The following is a 24,073-nucleotide window of genomic DNA, read 5'->3' on the forward strand; positions in this document are numbered from 1 at the left end:
AAAACAGTCATGAAACGGCACTATTTTTAAATTATGGAAAAAGAAAAACCACTTATATTAGTTACCAATGACGATGGTATTCTGGCGCCCGGAATCAGAGCTTTGATAAGCGTTATGGAAACCATTGGAGATGTGATTGTTGTAGCTCCGGACAAACCTCAAAGTGCCATGGGACATGCCATTACCATCAACAATACTTTGTATCTGGATAAAATTTCGAAAGAAGAAGATCCTATTGCTGAATATAGCTGTTCCGGAACTCCCGTTGATTGTGTAAAACTGGCTGTAAATGAAATTTTAAAAAGAAAGCCTGACTTATGTGTTTCAGGCGTTAACCACGGATCTAATTCTTCTATAAACGTAATTTATTCCGGAACCATGAGCGCTGCCGTTGAAGCAGGAATTGAGGGAATTCCGGCCATTGGTTTTTCATTATTAGATTATGACTGGAATGCCGATTTTGAGCCTATAAAATCTTTCATTAAAAAAATTACGCTGGAAACGCTTGACAATAAACTACCTAAAGGCGTAGTTCTAAATGTCAATTTTCCGAAGCTAAAAGAAAATGAAATTAAGGGGATAAAAATTTGTCGTCAGGCAAAAGCCTATTATGCTCAAAAATTTGATAAACGACAAACTCCTTTTGGTAAAGATTATTATTGGCTTACCGGAAAATTCGTCAACGAAGATCAGGGAGAAGATACTGATGAATGGGCTTTAGAAAATGGCTATATTTCTATAGTTCCCGTACAATTTGATTTAACAGCACATCATACTATGCAACAACTTAATACCTGGAAATTAAATGGATAAAAAAGATTTAATTATTGGTTTTTTTATCGGAATTTTTACTTCGATGCTTGGAAGTTATTTATTCATTACGCTGTTTACGCCTTTTGATGTTTCGACAGGACTTCAAACCATTAGACAATATGGATATTTAGGAAAAGTAATTACTTTGGGTACTGTTTTAGACTTGGTTGTTTTTACAATTCTTTTAAAAATGAACAAAGAATTTATGGCAAGAGGTGTTATTTTGGCTGTGATTATTTTGGCTATTTCGACTTTGTTTATTTAAATCTTATCTTTGCATTGCAAAAAAATGTTGTGTTTGAAAATGGAAACACACTTTCAAAAAAATCGATATGAAATATTACATTATAGCCGGCGAAGCCTCTGGAGATTTACATGGTTCAAATTTAATGAAAGCATTGTATGAAGAAGATCCTCAAGCCGAAATTAGATTTTGGGGTGGTGATTTGATGCAAAAAACCGGAGGAACTTTAGTAAAACACTATCGTGAACTGGCTTTTATGGGTTTTGTTGAAGTTATTTTTAATCTGAAAACTATTTTAAGCAATATTACTTTTTGCAAAAAAGACATTAGTGAATTCAAACCGGATGTTTTAATTTTTATTGATTATCCGGGATTTAATATGCGCATTGCAAAATGGGCTAAAGCTTTAGATTATAAAACTCATTATTATATTTCTCCTCAAATCTGGGCTTGGAAAGAAAACAGAATTAAGGCTATTAAACAAGATATTGATAAGATGTTTGTGATTTTGCCTTTTGAAAAAGGTTTTTACGAAGATAAACATCATTTTCCTGTAGATTTTGTTGGACATCCGTTAATTGATGCCATTCAAAATCAGCCTCCATTTGATGAAAGCACTTTTAGAAAAGAAAATCAATTGGGCGAAAAACCAATTATTGCTGTTTTACCGGGAAGCCGTAAGCAGGAAATCACAAAAATGCTTAGTGTCATGCTTAGTGTTGTTGATGATTTTCAGGATTATGAATTTGTAATCGCCGGTGCACCGAGTCAGGATTTTGAGTTTTATCAGCAATTTATCAGTAATAAAAACATCAAATTTGTTTCGAATAAAACGTATGATTTACTTCGCTCTTCAAAAGCGGCTTTAGTAACATCCGGAACTGCAACTTTAGAAACGGCTCTTTTTAAAGTTCCCGAAGTTGTTTGCTATAAAGGAAGTTGGGCTTCATACCAAATCGCAAAACGTATTATTACTTTAAAATACATTTCGCTTGTCAATTTAATTATGGATCAGGAAGTTGTAACTGAATTAATTCAGGATGACTGCAATACAAAACGCATTAAAGAAGAATTGCAAAAATTACTAAAACCGGATTATCGTGAAAAACTGTTGAAAAATTATGATATCTTAGAGCAGAAATTGGGCGGCGTTGGAGCCAGTAAAAAAACTGCAAAACTTATCGTTGCCGATTTAAACCCTTAAATTTTAGCTTTGACGAAGATTCTCTCTTTATTGTTTATTGTTACACTATTTGCTTATTGTAAATCAAGTTCAGTTGCAACAAACAAAAATGGATCTAAAGAAAATAAATCAATTATTAAAAATTTAATTGAAAAAGCAACCGACAATATTGGCGTGCCTTATAAAGCTGGAGGAACAACCAGAAATGGTTTTGATTGCTCCGGTCTGGTATTCACCACTTTTGAATCTGAAAATATAAACCTTCCCAGACCTTCCTACGATCAGGCTAAAATTGGAAAAATAATTAAATTTGATGAGGCCAAAAAAGGCGATTTAATTTTCTTTAAAACCAATAAAAGCAATCGAATTAATCACGTTGGTTTAATTACTGAAGTAAATTCTGATGAGATAAAATTTGTGCACTCTTCAACTTCAAAAGGCGTAATCATTTCGTCTACAAAAGAATTATATTATCATGATTCATTTGTGCAAATCAACAGAATTATCGAGTAATATTATTTAATAAAATATTATTTTTCTTACAAATTTTTAATACTTTTAACTCATGAAAGTATTAGATTTCCCTTTGATTAAAATTACGATTGGCTTTATTTTGGGCATTTTGGTTTGTTATTACTGGCAGCCAACAATTCAGATTAGTTCAATTGCTTTAATTATTAGCCTTTTACTCCTTTCGATCTTATATTTTCTTTCTAAAAAGAACAAAAAACTAAATTCTGTTTTCGGAATAATTACCTATTTCACCTCATTTTTCATTGGCATTATCAGCTTATTAATTAATACCGATTCTCTTCAAAAATCAAATTATTTACATTTCAAAAACGCTTTCGAAAAACCACATTTTATTACGTGTACATTACGCGAAAAAATAAAAGGCAATGATTATAATGATCGTTTTGTCGCCATTATTAATAGTATTGATAACGAGAATTATAATGGAAAAATTATCGTAAACATACAGAAACAGAAATCGGCGAATCCACTTATAACAGGAAACGTAATTCGGGTAAAAACAGCATTGCAAGCCAGTAGTTCTGCCAAAAATCCATATCAATTTGATTATGGCAAATACCTGTCTAACAAACAAATATATGCGCAAATTTACACTACGCAATCAGAGATTAGAGTAAACCGAAAAATCAAAAAAGACATTTGGTTTTATGCTTCGCGCTTAAATACAAGAATCGTTACAAATCTTGAAAAAGCTAATTTTAACAGAGCCGAAATGCATGTTGCAATGGCATTAATTTTAGGGCAGCAGCAAGATATTTCTGCAGATATTATTCAGGACTACCAATATTCAGGAGCAACACATGTTTTATCTGTTTCCGGGCTGCATGTTGGCTTTATTATGCTGTTTATTCTTTTTATTTTAAAACCAATCCCTAATACCAGAAAAGGTTCTTTTATAAAATTAATGGCGATTTTAATCTCTTTAGGTTTATTTGCGATTGTGTCCGGACTTTCTCCACCGGTTTTGCGTTCTGTAGTTATGTTTTCATTTTTGGCCATTGGCAATCATTTACGCAGAAGCACTAATACTTATCATACTTTATTGGTTTCCGTTTTACTGATATTACTTTTCGAACCTTATTTTTTATTTGATGTCGGATTTCAGCTGAGTTATATCGCCTTATTTTCAATTCTCTGGCTTCAGCCATTATTAAAAAACATCTGTGATCCAAAAAATAAGATTGTAAATTATATATGGGAAGCTTTAACCGTTTCATTTGCCGCTCAAATAGGCACTTTCCCTATCTGTTTGTATTACTTTCATCAGTTTCCCGGACTCTTCTTTGTAACCAATATTTTAATTTTACCAGTCTTATCTTTTATAATGATAGCCGGAATTATTGTTATGGTGATTTCTGTTTTTCATAGTTGTCCTGTATTTATCGTTGTCATTTTTGAAAAAAGCATTTATCTTTTAAATCTAATAATACATTATGTAGCTTCATTTCAATCATTTGTAATAAGAGATATTAGTTTCAATTTTTACTATTTAGTAACTTTTTATCTGTTGACTATAGCAACTATAGTTTGGCTCAAAAATCCAAATTATAACAAATTACTAATCGTTCTGATCACAATAATTCTAGTACAAATTTCATTTATTTTCACAAAAAAGGAAATTGAAAATCAACAGGAATTAATTGTTTTTAATGCAAAGAAAAAAACAATTATTACAGAGAGAACTGGAAGAAATATTGCGCTTTTTACAAATGACAGTCTCTTAAAAAATGGATCAAAAAACGGAATCTTCGATGCTTATTTAGTTGGGAATTTTGGGCATTTAAAAGCAATTAATCCAATCAAAAACACGTTATTTTTTAATAATAAAAGAATTCTTCTCATAGATAGCAGCGGCGTTTATCCAAAAAAAATTCAATCGAATATTATTGTACTTACACAATCGCCAAAAATAAATTTAGATCGTTTATTGGAAGAAGTAAATCCAAAAGTAGTTGTCGCAGATGCCACTAATTCCTATTCTTTTCAAAAATATTGGGAAGCCAGTTGTCTGAAAAAAAATATCCCTTTTCATTCTATTCGCGAAAAAGGATATTTTAAATTAAACTAAGAAATTGAAATTTATTCAGGATTTAAAAGTAAATCAGATTCATATATCCAGGACTTTACGGTTCCGGACTTATAGCCAAGTTTTCCTAATGAACTGAAATTGGTTTTTCCTTTTCTAATAGATGCAGTGGCGTAACAAACCTGGGGTAGTTCATCGATTCCAAAAGCATTTTTTAAAGAAAGATTTTGATCTCTAACACTCTCAGATACCGTAGGATCCGACAAGTCTAGTTTTACCAGAACAACATTTTTAGCCGACCAGGATTCAAAATCAGAAGTTTTAAATATTTCATTCTGAATTTTATCTGCTGTTTCTTTTGTCGTAAAAAAGATAAGCAACGGTTTTCTCTGATCATTACTAAGTGCTATTGCAGTACTCATGTCTGTATTCCAGACCAAGTTTTGAGATTCAACAAATAATGAACCTAAAAAAAATAGTAGGATAAGTAGTTTTTTGGTCATAATAGAAGATTTGGTTAATATTTTGAACCAATTTAACATAATAACACTAAAAAACAAGATTCAATGAGTTAAAAAAGTAAACAAAACTCAATAAAAGTAGATTTGATATTTTAAGTAAAAAAAAATATGATAATGAAAATAAATATTGCCTTTAAATATCAAAACGATTGGTAATGAATGCTTGATAATTTAAAAAAATATCCCTTTTCATACAATTGCTGAAAAGGGATCCTACAAATTAAACTAAGAAACTTAATTTAAATTTTAGTTATTCGCTTTCTACAGGATGTAAAATCGCGTTTGATTCATTAATCCAGGATTTTGCACCACCTGGTTTATAGGAAAGTTTGCCTAAAGCGCTAAAAGTTGTTTTGTTTTTCCTAACAGAAGCACTTGCAAAACAAACTTCGGGCAATTCGACAACACCAAAGGCATCTTTTAGCCGTACATTTTGTTCTTTATCACTATCAGAAGCATTAATATCAGATAAGTCCAATTTCACCAATATAACATTGTCACGTGACCACACGGCAAAATCTGGTGTTTTAAAGATTTCATTTTGAAGATTGTCAGCTACACCTGAGGAGGTGAATAAGATCAACATCGGTTTTCTTTGTTCGTTACTTATTGCGATAGCATCAGTCATATTTGTTCTCCAAACTAGATTTTGAGCATGCAACAGGTATGAACCAAAAAAAACAAGTAGGATAAGTAATTTTTTAGTCATATCAATTTGGTTGGTTAGATTAGCACGACTAAATTAACATAATATTTTAATTTTACAAGTTTTATTAATATAAAAAATAAATTATATGTTTTTTTATCACCAATAAAATATCAAAATAATAATTACCAAATATATAATTGAAAACTTTTTCTTACCTAACAAAAAAACTCCTTACATTGCTGTAAGGAGTTTTAGATATATTTAATTAAAAATGTCTTTTATTTAGGATTTTTTAGGATGAACAATTCCTTCAGCTACTGCTAACCAAGCAGATGGACCACCAGCAACATATCCCGTCTGACCCAGACCTTTAAAGTTAATTTTTCCATCTTTAGATTCGGCACTGGTAAAAAACACCGTTGGAAAACCCTGAATACCAAAAGCTTGTTGCAATTCATTATTCTGGCTTTTTATTTCAGGAGCCTGAGGAGTTCTTCTAGGATAATCTAATTCCACCAAAATAACGTTGTCTGATGCCCATTTTTGAAATTCAGTTGTTTTCAGAACTTCATTTTGCAAACGAATACACCATCCGCACCAATCACTTCCTGTAAAAAACATCAGCATTGGTTTATTTTCTTTATTACTTACCGTAATTGCTTCTTTTACATCAGTATACCATTTTAACTCTTGTGCTTGCGAAGCAAAGGCGCCAGCGATAAACAAGGCGATTAAAAATATTTTTTTCATGGTCATTTTAATTTTTTACAAAGCTAAACAAAATTTAAATCGCAAAATGTATCTATTTTACTTCTTGCATTAATTTTTTTATCAAAGGCGTAGTTACAATCAAAACAATACCTGCAATTAAAGAATATAATGCCAATTGATAATATCCATCTGTGTAAGCAATAAGTTTAGACATTAAAGTTGTTCCGGTATTTGCATTCGACATTTCTGAACCAAGTTTTCCTGCAGCAAATTGCCCGAAGGCACTTGATAAAAACCAAAGCCCCATCATCATACCAAATAATCTTTTTGGTGATAATTTTGTAATTACAGACATTCCAATTGGTCCAATACATAATTCACCAAGTGTATACAACAAGTAACCCAGGGCAAATACATTTAGAGAACTTAATCCTTTTTCATCAATAAAAAATCTGGCGCTATAAAAAATAAAGAAACCAGCGGCTAACAATATAAAAGAGAATCCGAATTTAATAACGGTATTAGGTTCGATTTTTCTTTTGTAAAGAAAGATCCATAACAATCCAACTAAAGGGCTAAAAATAATAACATACAATGAATTTATACTATTATTAACCACATTTGGATCTATGTGAAAAAAAAACAGCTTATTTGTTAAGTTATCTTTTGCAAACAACGACAAAGAACCACCTGATTGCTCAGAGATTGCCATAAACATGAAATATCCGAAGATAAATACAAAGGCTGCCAAAAGTTTATATTGTTGTTTTCTATCTTCTATTCTCAATAATTCAAACAAAAAGTATACTAATGCCGCAACACCAATTGAATACATAAAATACTCCGTAAAATCAGAATTTATAACCATGATATAAACCAATGGAATTACTAAAAATGATCCTACATAAACGGCTATTTCATAAAGGTTACGTTTTTTAGGAGTATGATTTTCTAAAGGAGAATTTCCTATTGGTGCTAAATGTTTTTTTGTTAAAAGAAAAGTAACAACACCAATAATCATAACAATTGCTGCAGAAAGAAAACATAAACTCCAGGAATAATTTTTTCCTAAATAAATAGGAATAGCGCCTCCCAGCATTCCGCCTATATTAATTCCGGCGTAAAATAATCCATAACCAGCGTCACGTCTTCCGTCTTTTTCATGATATAATTCACCAACCATTGACGAAACGTTAGGTTTAAAAAAGCCGGTTCCAATAATAGAAAGTGTTATTCCGTAATAAAAGAAATCATGCGGATTTGCAGCAATAAGTAAATTACCTAAAATCATCACGATTCCTCCAAAAAGAAGTGACTTTTTAAATCCTAAAATTTTATCTGCAAAAATTCCTCCAATAAAAGTAAAAGCATAAACAAATGCCTGAATAGCTCCATATTGAAGATTTGCTTTTCCTTCGAGCAAACCTAATTGGTCTACCATAAAAAAAGCTAAAACCCCTCTCATTCCATAAAAGCAAAAACGCTCCCACATTTCAACTAAAAATAAATACCACAACTGTTTTGGATATTTACCTTTAAAATTTTGAATTTCCTCTAAAGCTGTATTGTTTTCCATATTATCTAACACCATGCATCATTTTTTTCAAGAATGGAGTCAACGCAAATAAGACAATTGCTGCGATACCAGTAAGAACAACAAAAACCATAAAAAACTCGTATAGATTATGAATTTCGAATCCGGCAAAAAAGTGATTATGTGCACTAATTTGGTGTTGCTCTAAAAGCGATAATTGCTCTGCTGTTGGTGTTATTTTATGATCTAAAACTGCCTGAAGATCAATTCCTAATTCTTTTGCTTTTACGAATTTATCACCAGTTGCAGGTAAGATAGAACCCAAAGTTCCTCCTAAAGCATATCCAGATGCATTCGATAAGAAAAATACTCCGTATAATAATGACGCAAAACGTTTTGGAGATAATTTACCTACCAACGATAAACCAATTGGAGATAAACACAACTCAGCACATGTATTTAAGAAATATAATAAGATAAGCCATTTTACCAATAACAAACCAGATGTTCCTATATAAGAAACCTGAGTTGCAATCATAAAGAAACTCACGCAGATTATTACTAAACCGGCAGCTAATTTTACGGGAGAAATTGGCTCTTTGTTATTTGCTCTCAAAGTATCCCAAAGTATACTAAAAGGAACAGCCATTATAACTACAAATAATCCATTAAAAATTTGAACCATTGACGGAGGCATTAGATATCCAAAGAAATGTCTATCCGTTTGATTGTCGGCTATAAAAGTTAATGATGAACCTGCCTGTTCAAAAGCAGCCCAAAAGAAAATAATAAAGAACGAAACGATATAAATTACAATAATTCTGTCTCTTTCAATTTTAGTTAAAGAAGTATCTGAAATAATTAATCCGGCCAAAGCCAATCCACTAGAATAAATCAAAGTATAAATTAAATTCTGACCTACAGCATAATGAAAAAAGAACCCTAAAGCAATAAATGCAATTCCTGCAATAGTAAGCGCTTTATTAGAAAAATTAGCTTTTTGTGATTCTCCTTCTTCAAAATCTTCTGCTACATTTTTAGAAGGCAAACCTCCTAATGGTCTTCCTTCCGGAGAAACTACATACTTATTTTTTAAGAAGTAAAAAAGAACAGTTCCGATAAGCATTGCAGCAGAAGCCGCCAAAAATCCCCATCTAAAAGCGTGAATATCTCTAATTCCTCCAGAATCTTTAACATCTCCTAACAAAGGACAAATAGACTGGCCTAAGAAAGCACCAATATTGATTCCCATGTAAAAAATAGTAAAAGCTGTATCTAGTTTTGTTTTTTCTTGTTTTGGATACAAACTTCCCACCATACTTGAAATGTTTGGTTTGAAGAATCCGTTACCAAAAACAATAACACCTAATCCGCAATACATAATAGCTTTAGCTACTGCCAGATTAGATTCAAAAATACTTCCGCTGGTAAACAATAACATTTGCCCAACAGCCATTAATAATCCACCTAATAAAATACAATTTCTGTTACCTAAAAAACGATCGGCAACAAATCCGCCTAACATTGGTGTTAAATAACAAAGCCCAAGAAAACCTCCATAAATCAATGAGGCTTCTTCTTCTTTCATCAACAATGAGTTAACAAGAAATAAAGTCAATAAAGCCCGCATTCCATAAAAATTGAACCTCTCCCACATCTCCGTTCCAAACAAAACCCACAGTCCTTTTGGATGCGCCGTTTTCACTTGAGTTTCTTCCATATTATTCACTATTTATTAAGGTTGATAAAGTTATATTATAAATTTTCTTTTATAAAGTTAGTCATTTTATTATAGAGCTGAATTCTCGTTTTACCACCATAAATACCATGGTTTTTATCAGGATATATTTGAGAATCAAACTGTTTGTTCGCCTGAATTAGTGCTTCCATCATCTGCATTGAATTTTGCACATGAACGTTGTCATCACCAGATCCGTGAATCAATAAAAATTTACCTTTCAATTTATCAACGTGATTTATTGGAGAGTTTTGGTCGTATCCGCTTGCATTTTCCTGTGGCGTATGCATGTATCTTTCTGTGTAAACGCTGTCATAAAAACGCCAGTTGGTTACCGGAGCAACTGCAATTGCCATTTTGAAAACATCATTGCCTTGAAAAATACAGTTTGAAGCCATAAAACCACCATAACTCCATCCGAAGATTCCAATTCTTGAAGCATCAACGTATGGATATGCTCCAATTACTTTTGCAGCATCAATTTGATCTTCAACTTCGTATTTTCCTAATTCTTTTTGAGTTACTTTTTTGAAATCAGCACCTTTAAAACCTGTTCCTCTACCGTCAACACAAGCTACAATATAACCTTGTTGTGTAAGCGAAAGAAACCAGTAATCGTCTGTATTATTCCAATCGTTATTTACTTGTTGAGATCCCGGACCAGAATATTGATACATGAAAACCGGATATTTTTTTGAAGGATCAAAATCTTTTGGTTTCAAAATCCATGCATTCAATTCATTTCCTTTAGCCGTTTTTAAAACAAAGAATTCTTTAGCAGGAAGATTATACGCTTTCAATTTATCAGCAAGTGCCTGATTGTTTTCGATAACCTGAATTTCTTTTCCGGTTTTACTTTCGTTTAAAGTATAAGTTGTAGGCTGTAAATTACTAGAGAAAGTTGTAATAAAGTATTGGAAATTTGGACTGAAAGTCGCTGCACTTGTTCCAACTTTTGTAGTTAAACGAACTTTGTTTTTTCCATCTAAAGCAATGCGGTAAATATCTCTGTTAATTGAACCATTTTCTGTAGATTGATAGAAAATAGTTTTAGTTTTTTCGTCGAAACCGTAGTAAGATACTACTTCCCAGTTTCCTTTTGTAACCTGATTTTTAAGTTTTCCTGTTTTATCATACACATATATATGATTAAAACCGTCTTTTTCGCTGGTCCAGATAAAACTGTTGTCTTTTAAGAAAGTTAAATTATCTGTAACATCAACATAAGCTTTATCTTTTTCATTCAAAACAACTTTTGCTGTAGCGGTTGTACCGTCAATAAATAGTAAATCTAAGTTATCCTGGTGGCGGTTTAAAACCTGAGCCGACAATGTATTATTATCATTTGTCCATTGCATTCTTGCTATGTAAAAATCATTATAATTTCCTAAATCAACTTTTTTACCAGCATTTCCTGCAACATCATAAACATGTAATGAAACTACTGAATTTTTTTCTCCGGCTTTAGGATATTTAAATGTTTCAACCGTTGGGTATAAATCTTTCTTGAAAATTGACATTGAAAATTCCGGAACGGCACTTTCATCAAAACGAATGTAAGCTAGTTTTTTACTGTCTTTGCTCCAGTCGAATGCACGCACAAAAGCAAATTCTTCTTCATAAACCCAATCCGTAATACCATTTATAATTGCATTTTTCTTTCCATCAGTGGTAACTGCTGTTGATTTTTTTGAAGCAACATCGTAAACATATAAATTGTTTTCCTTTGCATAAGCAATTTTAGTTCCGTCAGGTGAAAAAGTCGGTTCCTGAATCTGAAAATCAAAAAGCTTTGTTAGCGATTTAGATGTAATATCATACAAAAAATAATCTGCTGTAAAAGAGTGACGGAAAATTTGGTTTGTATTACAAGCAATTAAAATCTTTTTTTCAGAAGCATCAAAAGTATAGCTGTCGATTCCGTCTGCAAGTTCCTTATGGTTTTTTGTATCGATTAAATTTGATACTTTTTTTAGCGTTGCAAAGTCATATAAATCAATCTGCATGCTTCTGTTAGCCTGATCAACATTCAGAACAGTATATTGATCTGTGTTTTTTAGCGATTGCAATTCATCCATTCCCTTGGCACGAAATGCTCCACTATAAATATTTTCGACTGTAATTTTTTGCTGGCCAAAAACGGTAGCAACTAAAAACAAAAATATAACAGTAAGTTTACTTGTATTCATTTGAATTAATTTAAATATAAAAAGAGCCCAATTTTAGTGAAAAAAATAAACATAATACACATTTTAAGTGTTAAATGTTAAAAAAAATAACGATTGCGTACTTTTCAATTTTTAAATAGTTTACAAACAAACCCTTAAATTGGTATATTTGCGACAACATTACTATTTAAAATACTGAAAATGAACAACGCTGTTGCCGGATTTTCTAAATTATCCAAAAAAGAAAAAATAAACTGGATCGCTAACGAATATTTTTCAACGCCTGACGAAGCGCTTAATATAATAAGAAATTACTGGAATTCAGATGAAAGGCTTCAACAATTACACGACGATTTCATAGAAAACACGATTACCAATCTATATATTCCATTAGGAGTTGCGCCAAATTTTTTAATTAACGGAAGTTATAAAACGATCCCAATGGCAATTGAGGAAAGTTCTGTTGTTGCCGCAGCTTCAAAATCTGCTAAATATTGGGCAACACGCGGCGGATTTAAAGCAACTGTAATTGATACAGAAAAAATTGGCCAGGTACATTTTACTTTTAATGGAGATGCTGCAAAACTGCAATCTTTCTTCGAAAATATAAAATCTAAACTTTTCTCCGACACGCAAAGCATCACCAAAAACATGCAGCAACGTGGCGGAGGAATTTTAGATATTAAGCTTAAAGACAAAAGAAGTTTACTGGAGAACTATTTTCAGCTTCATGCTACTTTTGAAACTAAGGATAGCATGGGAGCTAATTTTATCAATTCTTGTCTCGAACAATTTGCTTCTACTTTAAAAGAAGAGTTTCAAAATTCTGAGTTATTTTCAGAAAATGAAACGCTTACTGTAATTATGAGTATTTTGTCTAATTATGTTCCGAATTGCCTTGTAAGAGCTGAAGTATCTTGCCCTGTTGAAGATTTAACGGAAAAACACATTCCGAATCCACAAGAATTTGCTGAGCGTTTTGTGCAGGCTGTGCAAATTGCCGAAGTTGAACCTTTTAGAGCCGTAACACACAACAAAGGTATTATGAATGGTGTCGATGGCGTTATTCTGGCAACAGGAAATGACTTTAGAGCAATTGAAGCCGGCGTACACGCTTATGCTTCACGCAATGGCCAGTATGCCAGTTTATCGCATGCTAAAATCGAAAACGGAATATTTACTTTTTGGTTGGAAATTCCTTTAGCTTTAGGTACCGTTGGCGGACTAACTTCTTTACATCCTTTGGTAAAATTGTGTCTGGAAATTCTTGAAAAACCATCTGCTTCTGAATTAATGCAAATTGTTGCCGTTGCCGGATTAGCTCAAAACTTTGCTGCTTTGCGTTCGTTAACTACAACCGGAATTCAGGAAGGCCACATGAAAATGCATTTAAACAATATCATCAATCAGTTTGAAGCTACTGAAAGCGAACGTAATTTAATTAAAGCTCATTTCAAGAAAAATGCTATTTCACATAGTGCTGTAGTTGAGTTTATTGAAAATTTAAGAAAATAATTGAAGAGCTGAAACAAGAATGAAAACAACCTTTTATAGTAACGGAAAACTCTTAATTACAGGTGAATACTTGGTTTTAGATGGTGCGAAAGCTTTTGCTTTACCCACAAAATTTGGTCAAAATTTAGTTGTCGAAAGTGGATTAAATCAGGAAATACAATGGAAGAGCTATAACTACGATAATCACATTTGGTTTGAAGACGTTATTCTTTTTTCTGAAATTATAAATAATGTTCAGGATAAGGTTGAAACTGTAAGAACTACTTTAATTAATATTTTACACGAAGCTTATCTTTTAAATCCGGCTTTCATTAATGATGCTGAAGGATATAAAATAAGCACTCATCTTACTTTTCCAAAAAATTGGGGATTAGGAACTTCCTCTACTTTACTAAACAATATAGCACAATGGGCAAAAATTGATGCTTTTACGCTGCTTAATAACAGTTTTGGAGGCAGTGGTTACGATATTGCCTGCGCACAAAATCATACTGCTATTACTTATCGTTTGGATCAGGGTTTACCAATTGTTGAAACTCTAGATTTTAATCCTGATTTTACTGAAAACATTCACTTTGTATACCTTAATAAGAAACAAAACAGCAAATCTGCTATAAGCGCGTATTATAATAACAAAAATGAAAATTTAGCTGAAAATATTTCGGCTAATAATAAAATAACTGATTTGGTTTTGAATGCTAAAACTACAAAAGAATTTGCTTTGGCTCTTCAAAAACATGAAATTCAATTGAGTAATATATTGGAAATTCGAACTATTAAAGAAATAGCTTTTCCGGATTTTAACGGCGTTATTAAAAGCCTTGGCGCCTGGGGCGGTGATTTTGTAATGGTAATTTCTAAAGAAGATCCGAAAGCTTATTTTGTTTCAAAAGGGTATGAAACTATACTTTCCTACGACGAAATGATTTTGCAAAAATAAATCGAAAGCCTAAATCTATTGCAAGAAAATAAACTAATTAAAAGTTTACCTTCTTGTTATTTTGTTTTGTTTCTAATCGTCGAACTTTTTGATTTTCCTGTCCATTAGATTCAATAAGTGTATTATGTAATCGCTCGGCCATTTTTTCGATACTATTTGTAATAGAATCATATACCAATTCCATTCTGCGATGTTTCTCTTCTTTTACCGCTTTTAAAACATCTTCAACAAAAAATTTATCATATTTTTCAGCAACAGAATCACGAGTATTAGTAAGCCTGATAACATAATCATTGCTTAAGATCGTAACTTTAAAGTGCTGTTCTTCGTTACTTAAATAATACTTACCACCTAATTCGTCGACATTGATATCAGTACTGCTCACTTTTAAAAGTTCAGTAATTATCCCGAAAATATGATTTTCTATTTTGGAGTAAACCCTCGGCCTCTTTTTTAAAAATTTAAAAGTAAAAAACATCAAATGCTTTATTTTTTTAGAGTAATTATCTACCATTTATCTGCAAATTTCAATAAGTCTAACTAACTATAATCTAATTTGTTAAAATAAAAATTCGGACAAATTAACTGTAATATTTTCAATATCACAAATTTTTTAAATTATATTTCTATTATTCCTATATAACTAAAGAAAAATAGAGCGAATTTTATTACGAAATTATCGTGAATTTTCTTAACAAATAGAAAAAGAAAAACATTTATTCCTTATAAAACAATTGCGGACAATTCAGTTTTTATTCCGAATTATATACGAGTAATTCTTTATTATAGTTTTAAACGCTGATAAAAAAATTACTTTAAAACTTAGATTCAAAAAAACCCGAAACATTCAAAATGAACGCTTCGGGTTTTTTATATTTTTCTTTTATCTACTAATAACTAGTAGTTAAATTGCAATCTATTATCTTCAATTTTAGCATTGTTTTTCAACGCTGGTAAAATTCTGCTTGCATCAGATGCGCTTTGTGCTTTTATTTTAGCAACATATTCAGCGTGATTTGCAATTGCAGGAGCTTTTACTGTGCTAATATTTTTAACAACATATACTCCTGTGTTTCCTTCAATTGGAGCAGAAACTTTATTTGCTGCTAATGAGTATGCATTACCAACAACTTTAGGCTCTTGTCCAACTCCACCAGGTAAAACCGGATTGTCTAAGGTTACATTAGTCGCTTGTTGAACTGCAACGCCGGCACTTTTAGCAATAGCTTCAAGGCTTGATCCTGTCATTTTAGCTTTTAGCATTTCAGCTTTTTTCTGGTTTTTCAAGATTGGCTCTACGTATGGTCTTGCAACAGTAACAGATACTAAACCTGATTTGTTTTCGCTTTTATATTGTGCAATTACGTGACCAATATTAGCTAACTCAAAACGTTTTACGTCTCCAGTATTAGTTTCTTTATCAAATGCCCACCTTACAATGTTACGTTGGTTTCCTAAAGGACCAAATGCTTCATCCATTGCTTTTGCAGTAATAGGAGCAGCAACTTTTAAACCTAATTGTTTCGCTGTAGCAGCAAAATCTTTATCAGCAGCTTCCATTTCGAATTTAGTTGCCAATGTGAATACTTTATCAGAAGTAGCTTCAGATGGCTCAATTTTTTGAGCAATTGTAGCTAAACGAATTCCGTCTTGTTTATCTGTAATTTTGATAATGTGAAATCCAAAAGGAGTTTCAACTAAACCAACTTTTCCAATTCCGTTATTGAATACAAAATCATTGAATGGTTTTACCATTTGGTTTGGACCAAAATATCCTAAATCACCACCTTGCTGTGCAGATGAATCATCAGAACTTGTAAAAGCCAACATCATGAAACTATCAGGATTAGCCTGAACCTGTGCTAAAATTTCTTCTGCTTTAGCTTTAGCTTCTTCTTTAGTTCTTTTTTCTTTTGTATTTGGAGTTTGAGATCCTTCGTAACCAATTAAGATATGACTTGCTTTCGCATTAACACCAGCTTTAAATCCTAAAGATTTAGAAATAGCATAATATCTTCCATAAATATATGGTCCGTATATTGCTCCTGCAGGTAAACTAAATAATTTATCAGCATCAACAGCCGGCAAATTGTTTTTAGGTACGTATGTAGAATCGTAAGGAACATCAGAATTTGAGTTTACAAATTCAGCAATGTTAGTTGCGTTTCTAAAACCTGGTAATGTATCGTTTTTACCTGTTTTTGCATTGTACTCTACTCTTCCGTTTAAAAGTGCAGTGATTTTTGCTTTAATTTCAGCTTCGTCTTCTTTTGAAGCTTTGTCTTCAATTAAAACATATTGAATTTCACGAGTTGCATCAGCTTTAAATTTTTTCTCGTTTTTCTTCATGTAAGCTACAATTTCATCATCAGAAATTTTTACGTCGCTGTCTTTAATTGAAGAATATAATGCAGCAGCATAAGCAAAGTTTACTTTGTTAGCTTCCATTTCATATTTCAATTTTCCTTCACTAGCTGTAGTGTAAAGACCTGATTTTACTAATGTATTGTAGATTTGAAATTTTGCGTTTAATTCAGCATCTTTTTCTTTTGCAGAAATGTATTGTGCTGCTTCAGGATTTGTTTTAAAGTATTCTTTAAATTTTGCAACGTCAAAAACACCTGCAGCATTTAAGAACATTGGATTTTTACCAATATTCGGATCTGTTTTTAAAACTTCCAAAATGTGTTTTTCACCAACTCTCAATCCTAATTTGTCAAACTGAGATGACAATAAAGCGATCGAAACCTCTTGATCCCAAACTCTGTTTGCAGCTTCAGTAGAAGAAATTCCTTGACCACTTTTTTCAACATTACTAACTTTAACTCTAAAGTCTTCAAATGAAATATCTTTTCCATCGATGCTTCCTACATCTTTTGAACTTTGACCGAAGCTTCCTCTTGTGAATAGATCTTGTATTATAAATGCAAATAATGCAAGTGCAATAACTCCTATCAATAAAGCGGAACGCTGTCTAATTTTTGCTAAAACTGCCATTTTTATTATCGTTAATTTTATATTCAGTTTGCGAAAATACAATTATCTAGCTAATAACAATACAACTAGTGTTTTATTTTACACATTTTTTTTTAATTCCTAAAAAAATTACTCCTTTATCGTCATTTTTACCAATTCAATTTTCTTATTAGACGCTTCTTCAATGACAAAATGATAGCAATCTATGACGATTTCATCTCCTTTTTGAGGGATTTCTTTAGTAGAATTCACAATGAATCCGCCTAAAGTTCCGTATGAATCTTCTTCCGGAATATCCAATTTATAAGTTTCATTTAAATACTCTACGTCTAAACGAGTCGAAAACAAATACTTTCCTTCTCCTAACTCCTGCTCTATCAATTCTTCGTCTAAATCGTGCTCATCTTCAATTTCTCCAAAAAGTTCTTCGACTATATCCTCGATAGTTATAATACCAGAAGTCCCTCCATGTTCATCTAAAACAACGGCAACATTTTTTCGTTTTTTAATCAGCAGATTAAGAGCATCTTTTATAGAAATTGTTTCAGGAACAAACTCCACCGTCATTAAAACCGATTTAATGGTTTTGGGTTTTTTAAACAAATCGAATGAGTGCACGTATCCTACAATATCATCGAGTGAATTTTGGCTCACTACAATTTTTGAATAGCCGGTTTCTATAAACAATTCTTTTAATTCTGAGATATTGGAAAACAGATCAATATCTACAATTTCTGTTCGTGGCGTCATAATGTCTCGCGCCTTTACACCCGAAAATTCTAAAGCATTTTGAAATATCTGAATTTCAGAGTCCATTTCCTGATTTTCTTCCACAGAACTCATTTGCTCTGTAATATAATTTCCTAATTCAATTTTACTAAAATATAGTTGAACCTGATCTCCTTCTGTTTTAAAAAACTTTCGCAAAATAAAATCTGAAATCCAGATAAAAAAAGTTGACACATAATAAAACAATCTATAAAAGAGATAGGCCGGAATTGCAAAAATCTTAATTAAGGAATTGGCATAGATTTGAAAAAAAACTTTTGGAAAAAATTCGGCTGTAATTAAAACGACAATAGTCGTAATTACCGTTTGCACCAACAAACTTGTAATGTTCGAGAATTGATATCCGAAACCAGTAACGCATTTCAGAATTAAATCTCCCATATAAAAGCCGTAAACGACCAAAGCCACATTGTTGCCAATAAGCATTGCTGCAATAAACTTTGAAGGGTTTTCGGTAAGCTTTGTGAGGATTTGAGAAAGAAAATTATCTTGTTTTTTTTCTATTTCAAGATAAATTTTATTGGAAGAAATAAAAGCTATTTCCATTCCTGAAAAAAAGGCTGATAGTATTAAACATAGTATTATAATACTAATTTCCATTTTTTATTGTTTTTTATAATGATCGTCAAATCTTTTAGCATATTTTCTTCTAAAGAAAAACATAAAAATACTCACACCGGCAATCAAAAAACTTAACCACGGATTAGTTGTAGGATCATTTAGCTTTGTAATTCCGTCATAAATAAACGCAACTGCAATTAATAAGTAAACGTATTGTGTATATTTTAGTATGCCCATAATCTCTATTTTATTCTTCGGCTTCTAATTCGCCTGTTATTCGTTGTGAATTTATCACTTTAAAATCTTTACTAAAATCAATTCCTTGTCCGTATGAAACGCCTTTTGCATCTGTAAGCTTGAATTTTCTTTCGGTATAAAACCATTCATTTTTCTGATCAAAATACAACTGCTCCGTTTCAAGCATCTGGCCGGTTTCTGAAGTAATTTTTACTTTTCCCTGCAAATCAATGATCCCGGTTTGTTTATAAGATACAGCATAATTTGATGTTATAAAAGTACGTTTTAGTTTTTTATCATATAAGGTAACATCGATTCCTTTAGGAAATTCTGTAAACGGAAAATCAAGATTAGAAAAGTCAAGCATTTTTCGGCTTTTCAAAACTGCGGTTATTCTTCCTGAATCCGTATATTTTATATTTACAGTATCAGCATCACTTCCTGGAACAAATTCTGAAAAGTCCATTTTCTGAACGTCCTTAAAATTACTTTCGCATCCAAAAAACAGTGTCACAGCAAAAACTGTGACAACGGTTATAATATATCTCTTTGGTAAATTCATTTGCCAAATGTAGTAAATTGTACTGAGCTTAAAAAAACAGCAATTTTATGTTTTAGTTGAATTTACTTTTCACGAACCATTTATCGTTGAAAGAGAAACTCAAACTAAAGTTTAAATAATTTTCCTGAACTAAGCCTGCAGATGTAGTTCCTTTTTTACCAAATTCGATTCCGAAGTTTACATTTGAAAAAGTTCCTGTAATTGGAAATCCAGCTCCTAAAGTCATCCCAACATCATTAATTGATTGATCATTAACTATTAAACCTGTTTTCTCGAATCTAAGACCTGCTCTGTATGTAATTCTGCTGAAATAACTTGAAAATGACGTATAATTAGGAATATAATATCCTCCAAACGCATATTTCGAGTATTTTTCATAACGAACATTATCGCTTGTATTGTAATAATTAGCCAGTTGTCCATTCCCCTGAAAGGCTAATGTAGTACCAATTAACCATTTTCTTGCTTCTCCGATACCAGCACCAAAAGTTATTTTGTTTGGCAATTTTAATGTAATTGTAGAAGCAGGATATTCATAAGGATCAGGATCACCATCAACTTCAATCATTCTTGCGCTATTTGATCTTAAATCACTTGCAAAAGAGTAACTTAAACTTGTATATAAATTTAATTTTTTATCAATTTTTGTTCGATACATGGTACCAATATTAAAACTTGTTCCTGACAATTCAGATGAACTTGTTTCTCTTGTTGCGCCCTGAACATCTACAATACCTTCTATAGTTGTTGTCGTAATTTTACCAAAGTTGTATTGCACATCAGCCCCAATATTCCATTTTGGAGTAATTTTATATCCTAAACCAAAGAATACTCTGTTTACTCCTCCTTTTCCTTCAAGCTGGCTGTTTACAGCACCTGCTCCGGTATTAATATCTGAAATTTTATATCCAACAGATGACAACGGAATCAAACCAAAACCAGCTCCAAATTTACCCATCGGAATTCCTAATGCTAAATAATCAAAAGTTGATCTTTGTGCTTTTGATGATTCTGTATCGCTTTTTATAGTATTACCTCCAAAAGTTCCACCAACAGTAAAAGTTGTTTGTCCAAGACTAGCATAACTTGCCGGGTTATCAATATTCAAGTGAATACTATCCTGCTCTACCGCAACACCACCCATAGATCTGTTTTCGAGGGTTCCTTTAAATCTTGCATCTCCAATTCCGTAAAAAGAATAAGGTGATGAAGTACCTTGCTGAGCAAATGAAACGAACGAGATAAGCAAACAAGCACTTATTATAATTTTTTTAATCATTTTCGGTTTTATATTGAAATGTTTGGTTCAAACTTTCCAAAAGGAAATTTGAATTGGCAAATATGGTATTTTTTAATCGTTTAGCCAAAAATTCTGCATCACCACCCGTTAAAATTATTATAAAATTTAAAAAGTTTGCCCGATATTCATCTATAAAACCGTCAATCTCATAGACGAAGCCATTAACAACTCCTGAATGAATCGCCTGTTGCGTGGAGTTTCCTATATAGGAATCAGGAGATTCTAATACCAGCAAAGGCAGTCTGGCTGTGTAATTATGTAAAGCTTCGTAACGCAATCTCAGGCCGGGAGAAATTGCTCCGCCCAAATAATTGTCATTTTCGTCGATAAAATCGTAGGTAATGCAAGTTCCTGCATCTATTACTAACCTATTTTGTTTTGGAAACTGCAAAGTTGCTCCGGCAGCCAAAACCATTCTGTCGATTCCTAAAGTTTTTGGGGTTGCATATTTATTGATGAAGGGAAAAACGTCTTCATGTGTCAAAAAATGAATATTTAGCTGGTTTTCGAAAGCCAAAAAAGATTGTTTTTCGATATTTCCGACTGATGCAACGACTAAATCAGAGCAATTTTGAAATTTTTTTAAAATTTTTTCAATTTTTTTTTCGAGTTCATTCTTCTCAAAAACAAAATTTTCAAGAACAGTACTTCCCTCAAAGACAGCAGCTTTAATTCGAGTATTACCAACATCAACCGTTAAAACCATATTTTATTATTTACAAATGCGAAGGTACGAATTGATTTTTTTAAAAAAATGTTTTGGATAAATGAAAAATGATTCTATCTTTGCACCCGCAATCAGCACGGTGCCTTAGCTCAGATGGTAGAGCAATGGACTGAAAATCCATGTGTCCCTGGTTCGATCCCTGGAGGCACCACCTTTAAAAACCCACTCAACCGAGTGGGTTTTTTGTTTTTAATACTTTCCTCAAATTTTACCGCAAAAAGTTATACCGCAAAGAGCCCTAAGGTTTACGCAAAGGTTCGCAAAGTTTTAATTTATAGCTTTAGAGAACCTTTGTGTTTCTTCTTGGTGAGTTTTGCGGTAAAATTATCTTTTTACTTCTTCTTTTTTCTTGTTTTATTTGATGCTATATAAATCTTATTAAAATTTAATGCCTTTTCTGCTAAAATTCCCTTATTTTAAAGTATACATCAGCTATTTCTTATTTAAATTTCAAGAAGCGAATAAATTATAAATATTTGTTAAAAAAGTATCAAAAAATTAAAAAATTATCTTTTATATTCGTGAAATAATATTTTATAGTTTTATTTACTAACAAGTATACAACACTAATTTATGAACGAAACTTCTACTAAAGGTATTTGGAAAGTAATTTCTGCTTCTTCCATGGGAACTATGATAGAATGGTATGATTTCTACATTTTTGGAAGTTTAGCTGTTGTGATTTCTACTAAATTTTTTCCGAGTGATAATCCAACCGCAGCATTTTTATCGACCTTGGCCACTTTTGCGGCGGGATTTGTAGTTCGTCCATTTGGTGCATTATTTTTTGGAAGACTTGGTGATATTATTGGTCGGAAATATACTTTTATGGCTACCTTATTATTAATGGGTGGTTCTACTTTTTTAATAGGCTGTATTCCGAGTTATGAAACTATTGGATTTTTAGCTCCTTTATTGGTCTTAATTCTGCGTTTACTGCAAGGTTTAGCTCTTGGTGGAGAATATGGCGGAGCAGCTACTTATGTTGCCGAGCATGCGCCTGAAGGACAAAAAGGATATTGGACATCATGGATTCAAACCACAGCAACTGTAGGATTATTTATTTCGTTGATGGTAATTCTTGTCACTAAAAATATTCTTTCGGCTGAAGATTTTGATACCTGGGGATGGCGCGTCCCTTTTTGGGTTTCTATCGTTATGGTTGGCGTTTCGTATTTGATTCGAAAAAACATGGATGAATCTCCTGTATTTGCTAAAGCTAAAAAAGAAGGAACAACAAGTACAAATCCACTGAAAGAGAGCTTTGGTAACCGATATAACTTGAAATTTGTTTTATTAGCGTTATTTGGTGCTACAATGGGGCAAGGCGTTGTTTGGTACACAGGCCAATTTTATGCCATGAGTTTCATGAAAACAGTAATGAATATAGAATCATCTCAAGTGGATGAATTACTGGGAATTGCTTTATTATTAGGAACTCCGTTTTTTATTGTTTTTGGATGGTTAAGTGATAAGATAGGCCGAAAACATATCATGATGGGTGGAATGTTACTTGCCATTTTATTTTACCGACCTATTTATAAAATGATGTATGAAACAACAGATGTAAATCATAAAACTGAAATTGTAGAAAAAACTACGCAAAACATTGAAACAACAAAAAATAATGATGTAATTACCACTATTTCAAAAACCTACACTGACGGAACTACGTATATTGAGAAGAAGAAAGATTTTAATAATAACGAAAAAGAATCTCAAAGTAGTGTTTCAATCAATATAAATACCAGCGATGAATGGACAATCATTTTTCTGGTTTTCATTCAGGTTTTATTTGTTACAATGGTTTATGGCCCAATTGCAGCTTTTTTAGTGGAAATGTTTCCAACTAAAATCAGGTATACTTCAATGTCATTGCCGTATCATGTTGGTAACGGAATTTTTGGAGGCTTGCTTCCTGCCATTTCAACTTATTTTGTAACACATTCTAAACAAGCCGGAAATGCTGATTTTTATCTTGACGGACTTTGGTATCCTATAATTATTGCATCGGTGTGCTTTGTAATTGGAATGGTTTATATCGATAATAAAAATAAAACGAATCACCTTTAATATTTAATAATAATGAATACAATCAAACAGGTTTTAGGTGTTTTATGGGCTATATTAGCTATTGCCGCGGCGTACTTTTGTGTATTTGAATTTGGATTGCCTAAATTGCTCTCAGACAAACAAGATGATCTTGTCTTTGGCATTATAATCCTTTTCATTCTCACTCCTCTTATTGTTTTAGGCTTGGGTACATTTGGATATTTTGCGATGATAGGCGAATATAGCGACGAAAAAAAGTAATTTTAAAACGTCAGAAAAACAAAAGGGTTGCC

At 32.1% G+C, this 24,073-nt stretch carries 22 protein-coding genes and 1 tRNA gene; 10 read left to right on the plus strand and 13 right to left on the minus strand.

Annotated elements, in window-relative coordinates:
• The first annotated feature begins 33 nt into the window (after positions 1 to 33).
• The 5 genes from surE to EV143_RS08630 all read left to right on the plus strand — a co-directional run bounded on the left by surE (position 34) and on the right by EV143_RS08630 (position 4,842).
• Entirely contained in the window at positions 34 to 813 is a 780-nt protein-coding gene (gene surE / locus EV143_RS08610) for a 5'/3'-nucleotidase SurE (protein ID WP_133507550.1), read from the plus strand.
• Positions 806 to 1,078: a hypothetical protein gene (locus EV143_RS08615; RefSeq protein WP_133507551.1), complete on the plus strand. Its 273-nt coding sequence runs from the start codon at positions 806 to 808 to the stop codon at positions 1,076 to 1,078. The genes surE and EV143_RS08615 overlap by 8 nt, the downstream gene beginning before the upstream one ends.
• Positions 1,079 to 1,145: 67 nt before the next feature.
• On the plus strand, positions 1,146 to 2,261 hold the full coding sequence (gene lpxB / locus EV143_RS08620) for a lipid-A-disaccharide synthase (protein WP_133507552.1): 1,116 nt from the start codon (positions 1,146 to 1,148) through the stop codon (positions 2,259 to 2,261).
• 9 nt (positions 2,262 to 2,270) lie between these two features.
• Positions 2,271 to 2,753 (plus strand): C40 family peptidase, encoded by a 483-nt coding sequence (locus EV143_RS08625; protein ID WP_133507553.1) that lies wholly within the window; start codon positions 2,271 to 2,273, stop codon positions 2,751 to 2,753.
• Between the two features lie 52 nt (positions 2,754 to 2,805).
• Positions 2,806 to 4,842, plus strand: coding sequence for a ComEC/Rec2 family competence protein (locus EV143_RS08630; protein WP_133507554.1), 2,037 nt, complete (start codon positions 2,806 to 2,808; stop codon positions 4,840 to 4,842).
• 11 nt (positions 4,843 to 4,853) lie between these two features.
• Here EV143_RS08630 and EV143_RS08635 read toward each other — a convergent pair whose 3' ends face one another.
• The 6 genes from EV143_RS08635 to EV143_RS08660 all read right to left on the minus strand — a co-directional run bounded on the left by EV143_RS08635 (position 4,854) and on the right by EV143_RS08660 (position 12,142).
• On the minus strand, positions 4,854 to 5,303 hold the full coding sequence (locus EV143_RS08635) for a thioredoxin family protein (RefSeq protein WP_133507555.1): 450 nt from the start codon (positions 5,301 to 5,303) through the stop codon (positions 4,854 to 4,856).
• A 268-nt stretch (positions 5,304 to 5,571) separates the two neighbouring features.
• A complete protein-coding gene (locus EV143_RS08640; RefSeq protein ID WP_133507556.1) occupies positions 5,572 to 6,030 on the minus strand; it encodes a thioredoxin family protein in 459 nt (152 codons plus the stop codon).
• 222 nt (positions 6,031 to 6,252) lie between these two features.
• Positions 6,253 to 6,720 carry a thioredoxin family protein gene (locus EV143_RS08645; RefSeq protein ID WP_133507557.1) on the minus strand — a complete coding sequence of 156 codons (468 nt, stop codon included), beginning with the start codon at positions 6,718 to 6,720 and terminating at the stop codon, positions 6,253 to 6,255.
• A 52-nt stretch (positions 6,721 to 6,772) separates the two neighbouring features.
• Positions 6,773 to 8,257, minus strand: coding sequence for a peptide MFS transporter (locus tag EV143_RS08650; protein ID WP_133507627.1), 1,485 nt, complete (start codon positions 8,255 to 8,257; stop codon positions 6,773 to 6,775).
• A 1-nt stretch (position 8,258) separates the two neighbouring features.
• On the minus strand, positions 8,259 to 9,935 hold the full coding sequence (locus tag EV143_RS08655; RefSeq protein WP_133507558.1) for a peptide MFS transporter: 1,677 nt from the start codon (positions 9,933 to 9,935) through the stop codon (positions 8,259 to 8,261).
• Positions 9,936 to 9,970: 35 nt separating this feature from the next.
• Positions 9,971 to 12,142 carry a S9 family peptidase gene (locus EV143_RS08660; RefSeq protein WP_133507559.1) on the minus strand — a complete coding sequence of 724 codons (2,172 nt, stop codon included), beginning with the start codon at positions 12,140 to 12,142 and terminating at the stop codon, positions 9,971 to 9,973.
• A gap of 180 nt (positions 12,143 to 12,322) precedes the next feature.
• Between EV143_RS08660 and EV143_RS08665 the strand changes: the two genes are divergently transcribed.
• Both EV143_RS08665 and EV143_RS08670 read left to right on the plus strand, forming a co-directional pair.
• A complete protein-coding gene (locus EV143_RS08665; RefSeq protein ID WP_133507560.1) occupies positions 12,323 to 13,636 on the plus strand; it encodes a hydroxymethylglutaryl-CoA reductase, degradative in 1,314 nt (437 codons plus the stop codon).
• Positions 13,637 to 13,655: 19 nt separating this feature from the next.
• Positions 13,656 to 14,576 (plus strand): GYDIA family GHMP kinase, encoded by a 921-nt coding sequence (locus EV143_RS08670; protein ID WP_133507561.1) that lies wholly within the window; start codon positions 13,656 to 13,658, stop codon positions 14,574 to 14,576.
• Positions 14,577 to 14,613: 37 nt separating this feature from the next.
• Here EV143_RS08670 and EV143_RS08675 read toward each other — a convergent pair whose 3' ends face one another.
• The 7 genes from EV143_RS08675 to EV143_RS08705 form a co-directional block, all read right to left on the minus strand.
• The gene (locus EV143_RS08675; RefSeq protein WP_243739822.1) at positions 14,614 to 14,961 is read right to left on the minus strand and encodes a hypothetical protein; all 348 of its coding nucleotides are present in this window, start codon (positions 14,959 to 14,961) and stop codon (positions 14,614 to 14,616) included.
• A 512-nt stretch (positions 14,962 to 15,473) separates the two neighbouring features.
• Entirely contained in the window at positions 15,474 to 17,573 is a 2,100-nt protein-coding gene (locus EV143_RS08680; protein WP_133507562.1) for a peptidylprolyl isomerase, read from the minus strand.
• Positions 17,574 to 17,681: 108 nt separating this feature from the next.
• A complete protein-coding gene (locus EV143_RS08685) occupies positions 17,682 to 18,941 on the minus strand; it encodes a hemolysin family protein (protein ID WP_133507563.1) in 1,260 nt (419 codons plus the stop codon).
• Between the two features lie 3 nt (positions 18,942 to 18,944).
• Complete coding sequence (locus EV143_RS08690; protein WP_133507564.1) at positions 18,945 to 19,139, minus strand: hypothetical protein; 195 nt, start codon at positions 19,137 to 19,139, stop codon at positions 18,945 to 18,947.
• Between the two features lie 10 nt (positions 19,140 to 19,149).
• Complete coding sequence (gene lptC / locus EV143_RS08695) at positions 19,150 to 19,701, minus strand: LPS export ABC transporter periplasmic protein LptC (protein WP_133507565.1); 552 nt, start codon at positions 19,699 to 19,701, stop codon at positions 19,150 to 19,152.
• Positions 19,702 to 19,753: 52 nt separating this feature from the next.
• Positions 19,754 to 20,980 carry a hypothetical protein gene (locus tag EV143_RS08700; protein ID WP_133507566.1) on the minus strand — a complete coding sequence of 409 codons (1,227 nt, stop codon included), beginning with the start codon at positions 20,978 to 20,980 and terminating at the stop codon, positions 19,754 to 19,756.
• A complete protein-coding gene (locus EV143_RS08705) occupies positions 20,973 to 21,707 on the minus strand; it encodes a type III pantothenate kinase (protein WP_133507567.1) in 735 nt (244 codons plus the stop codon). The genes EV143_RS08700 and EV143_RS08705 overlap by 8 nt, the downstream gene beginning before the upstream one ends.
• Positions 21,708 to 21,806: 99 nt before the next feature.
• Here EV143_RS08705 and EV143_RS08710 point away from each other — a divergent pair.
• The 3 genes from EV143_RS08710 (at position 21,807) to EV143_RS08720 (ending at position 24,041) form a co-directional block, all read left to right on the plus strand.
• Positions 21,807 to 21,879 (plus strand) — tRNA-Phe (locus tag EV143_RS08710).
• 422 nt (positions 21,880 to 22,301) lie between these two features.
• Positions 22,302 to 23,801, plus strand: a complete 1,500-nt coding sequence (locus tag EV143_RS08715; RefSeq protein ID WP_133507568.1) for an MFS transporter — start codon at positions 22,302 to 22,304, stop codon at positions 23,799 to 23,801.
• Positions 23,802 to 23,813: 12 nt separating this feature from the next.
• Positions 23,814 to 24,041, plus strand: coding sequence for a DUF6814 family protein (locus EV143_RS08720; RefSeq protein ID WP_133507569.1), 228 nt, complete (start codon positions 23,814 to 23,816; stop codon positions 24,039 to 24,041).
• Positions 24,042 to 24,073 lie beyond the last annotated feature (32 nt).

This window comes from Flavobacterium chryseum (assembly GCF_004362015.1).
Taxonomy (GTDB): Bacteria; Bacteroidota; Bacteroidia; order Flavobacteriales; family Flavobacteriaceae; genus Flavobacterium.

What these genes read in the sequence shown, in the direction of transcription:
- surE (WP_133507550.1), top strand. Translation starts at nt 34, where the DNA reads ATGGAAAAAGAAAAACCACTTATATTAGTTACCAATGACGATGGTATT.
- EV143_RS08615 (WP_133507551.1), top strand. Translation starts at nt 806, where the DNA reads ATGGATAAAAAAGATTTAATTATTGGTTTTTTTATCGGAATTTTTACT.
- lpxB (WP_133507552.1), top strand. Translation starts at nt 1,146, where the DNA reads ATGAAATATTACATTATAGCCGGCGAAGCCTCTGGAGATTTACATGGT.
- EV143_RS08630 (WP_133507554.1), top strand. Translation starts at nt 2,806, where the DNA reads ATGAAAGTATTAGATTTCCCTTTGATTAAAATTACGATTGGCTTTATT.
- EV143_RS08635 (WP_133507555.1), bottom strand. Translation starts at nt 5,303, where the DNA reads ATGACCAAAAAACTACTTATCCTACTATTTTTTTTAGGTTCATTATTT.
- EV143_RS08640 (WP_133507556.1), bottom strand. Translation starts at nt 6,030, where the DNA reads ATGACTAAAAAATTACTTATCCTACTTGTTTTTTTTGGTTCATACCTG.
- EV143_RS08645 (WP_133507557.1), bottom strand. Translation starts at nt 6,720, where the DNA reads ATGAAAAAAATATTTTTAATCGCCTTGTTTATCGCTGGCGCCTTTGCT.
- EV143_RS08650 (WP_133507627.1), bottom strand. Translation starts at nt 8,257, where the DNA reads ATGGAAAACAATACAGCTTTAGAGGAAATTCAAAATTTTAAAGGTAAA.
- EV143_RS08655 (WP_133507558.1), bottom strand. Translation starts at nt 9,935, where the DNA reads ATGGAAGAAACTCAAGTGAAAACGGCGCATCCAAAAGGACTGTGGGTT.
- EV143_RS08660 (WP_133507559.1), bottom strand. Translation starts at nt 12,142, where the DNA reads ATGAATACAAGTAAACTTACTGTTATATTTTTGTTTTTAGTTGCTACC.
- EV143_RS08665 (WP_133507560.1), top strand. Translation starts at nt 12,323, where the DNA reads ATGAACAACGCTGTTGCCGGATTTTCTAAATTATCCAAAAAAGAAAAA.
- EV143_RS08670 (WP_133507561.1), top strand. Translation starts at nt 13,656, where the DNA reads ATGAAAACAACCTTTTATAGTAACGGAAAACTCTTAATTACAGGTGAA.
- EV143_RS08680 (WP_133507562.1), bottom strand. Translation starts at nt 17,573, where the DNA reads ATGGCAGTTTTAGCAAAAATTAGACAGCGTTCCGCTTTATTGATAGGA.
- EV143_RS08685 (WP_133507563.1), bottom strand. Translation starts at nt 18,941, where the DNA reads ATGGAAATTAGTATTATAATACTATGTTTAATACTATCAGCCTTTTTT.
- EV143_RS08690 (WP_133507564.1), bottom strand. Translation starts at nt 19,139, where the DNA reads ATGGGCATACTAAAATATACACAATACGTTTACTTATTAATTGCAGTT.
- lptC (WP_133507565.1), bottom strand. Translation starts at nt 19,701, where the DNA reads ATGAATTTACCAAAGAGATATATTATAACCGTTGTCACAGTTTTTGCT.
- EV143_RS08700 (WP_133507566.1), bottom strand. Translation starts at nt 20,980, where the DNA reads ATGATTAAAAAAATTATAATAAGTGCTTGTTTGCTTATCTCGTTCGTT.
- EV143_RS08705 (WP_133507567.1), bottom strand. Translation starts at nt 21,707, where the DNA reads ATGGTTTTAACGGTTGATGTTGGTAATACTCGAATTAAAGCTGCTGTC.
- EV143_RS08715 (WP_133507568.1), top strand. Translation starts at nt 22,302, where the DNA reads ATGAACGAAACTTCTACTAAAGGTATTTGGAAAGTAATTTCTGCTTCT.
- EV143_RS08720 (WP_133507569.1), top strand. Translation starts at nt 23,814, where the DNA reads ATGAATACAATCAAACAGGTTTTAGGTGTTTTATGGGCTATATTAGCT.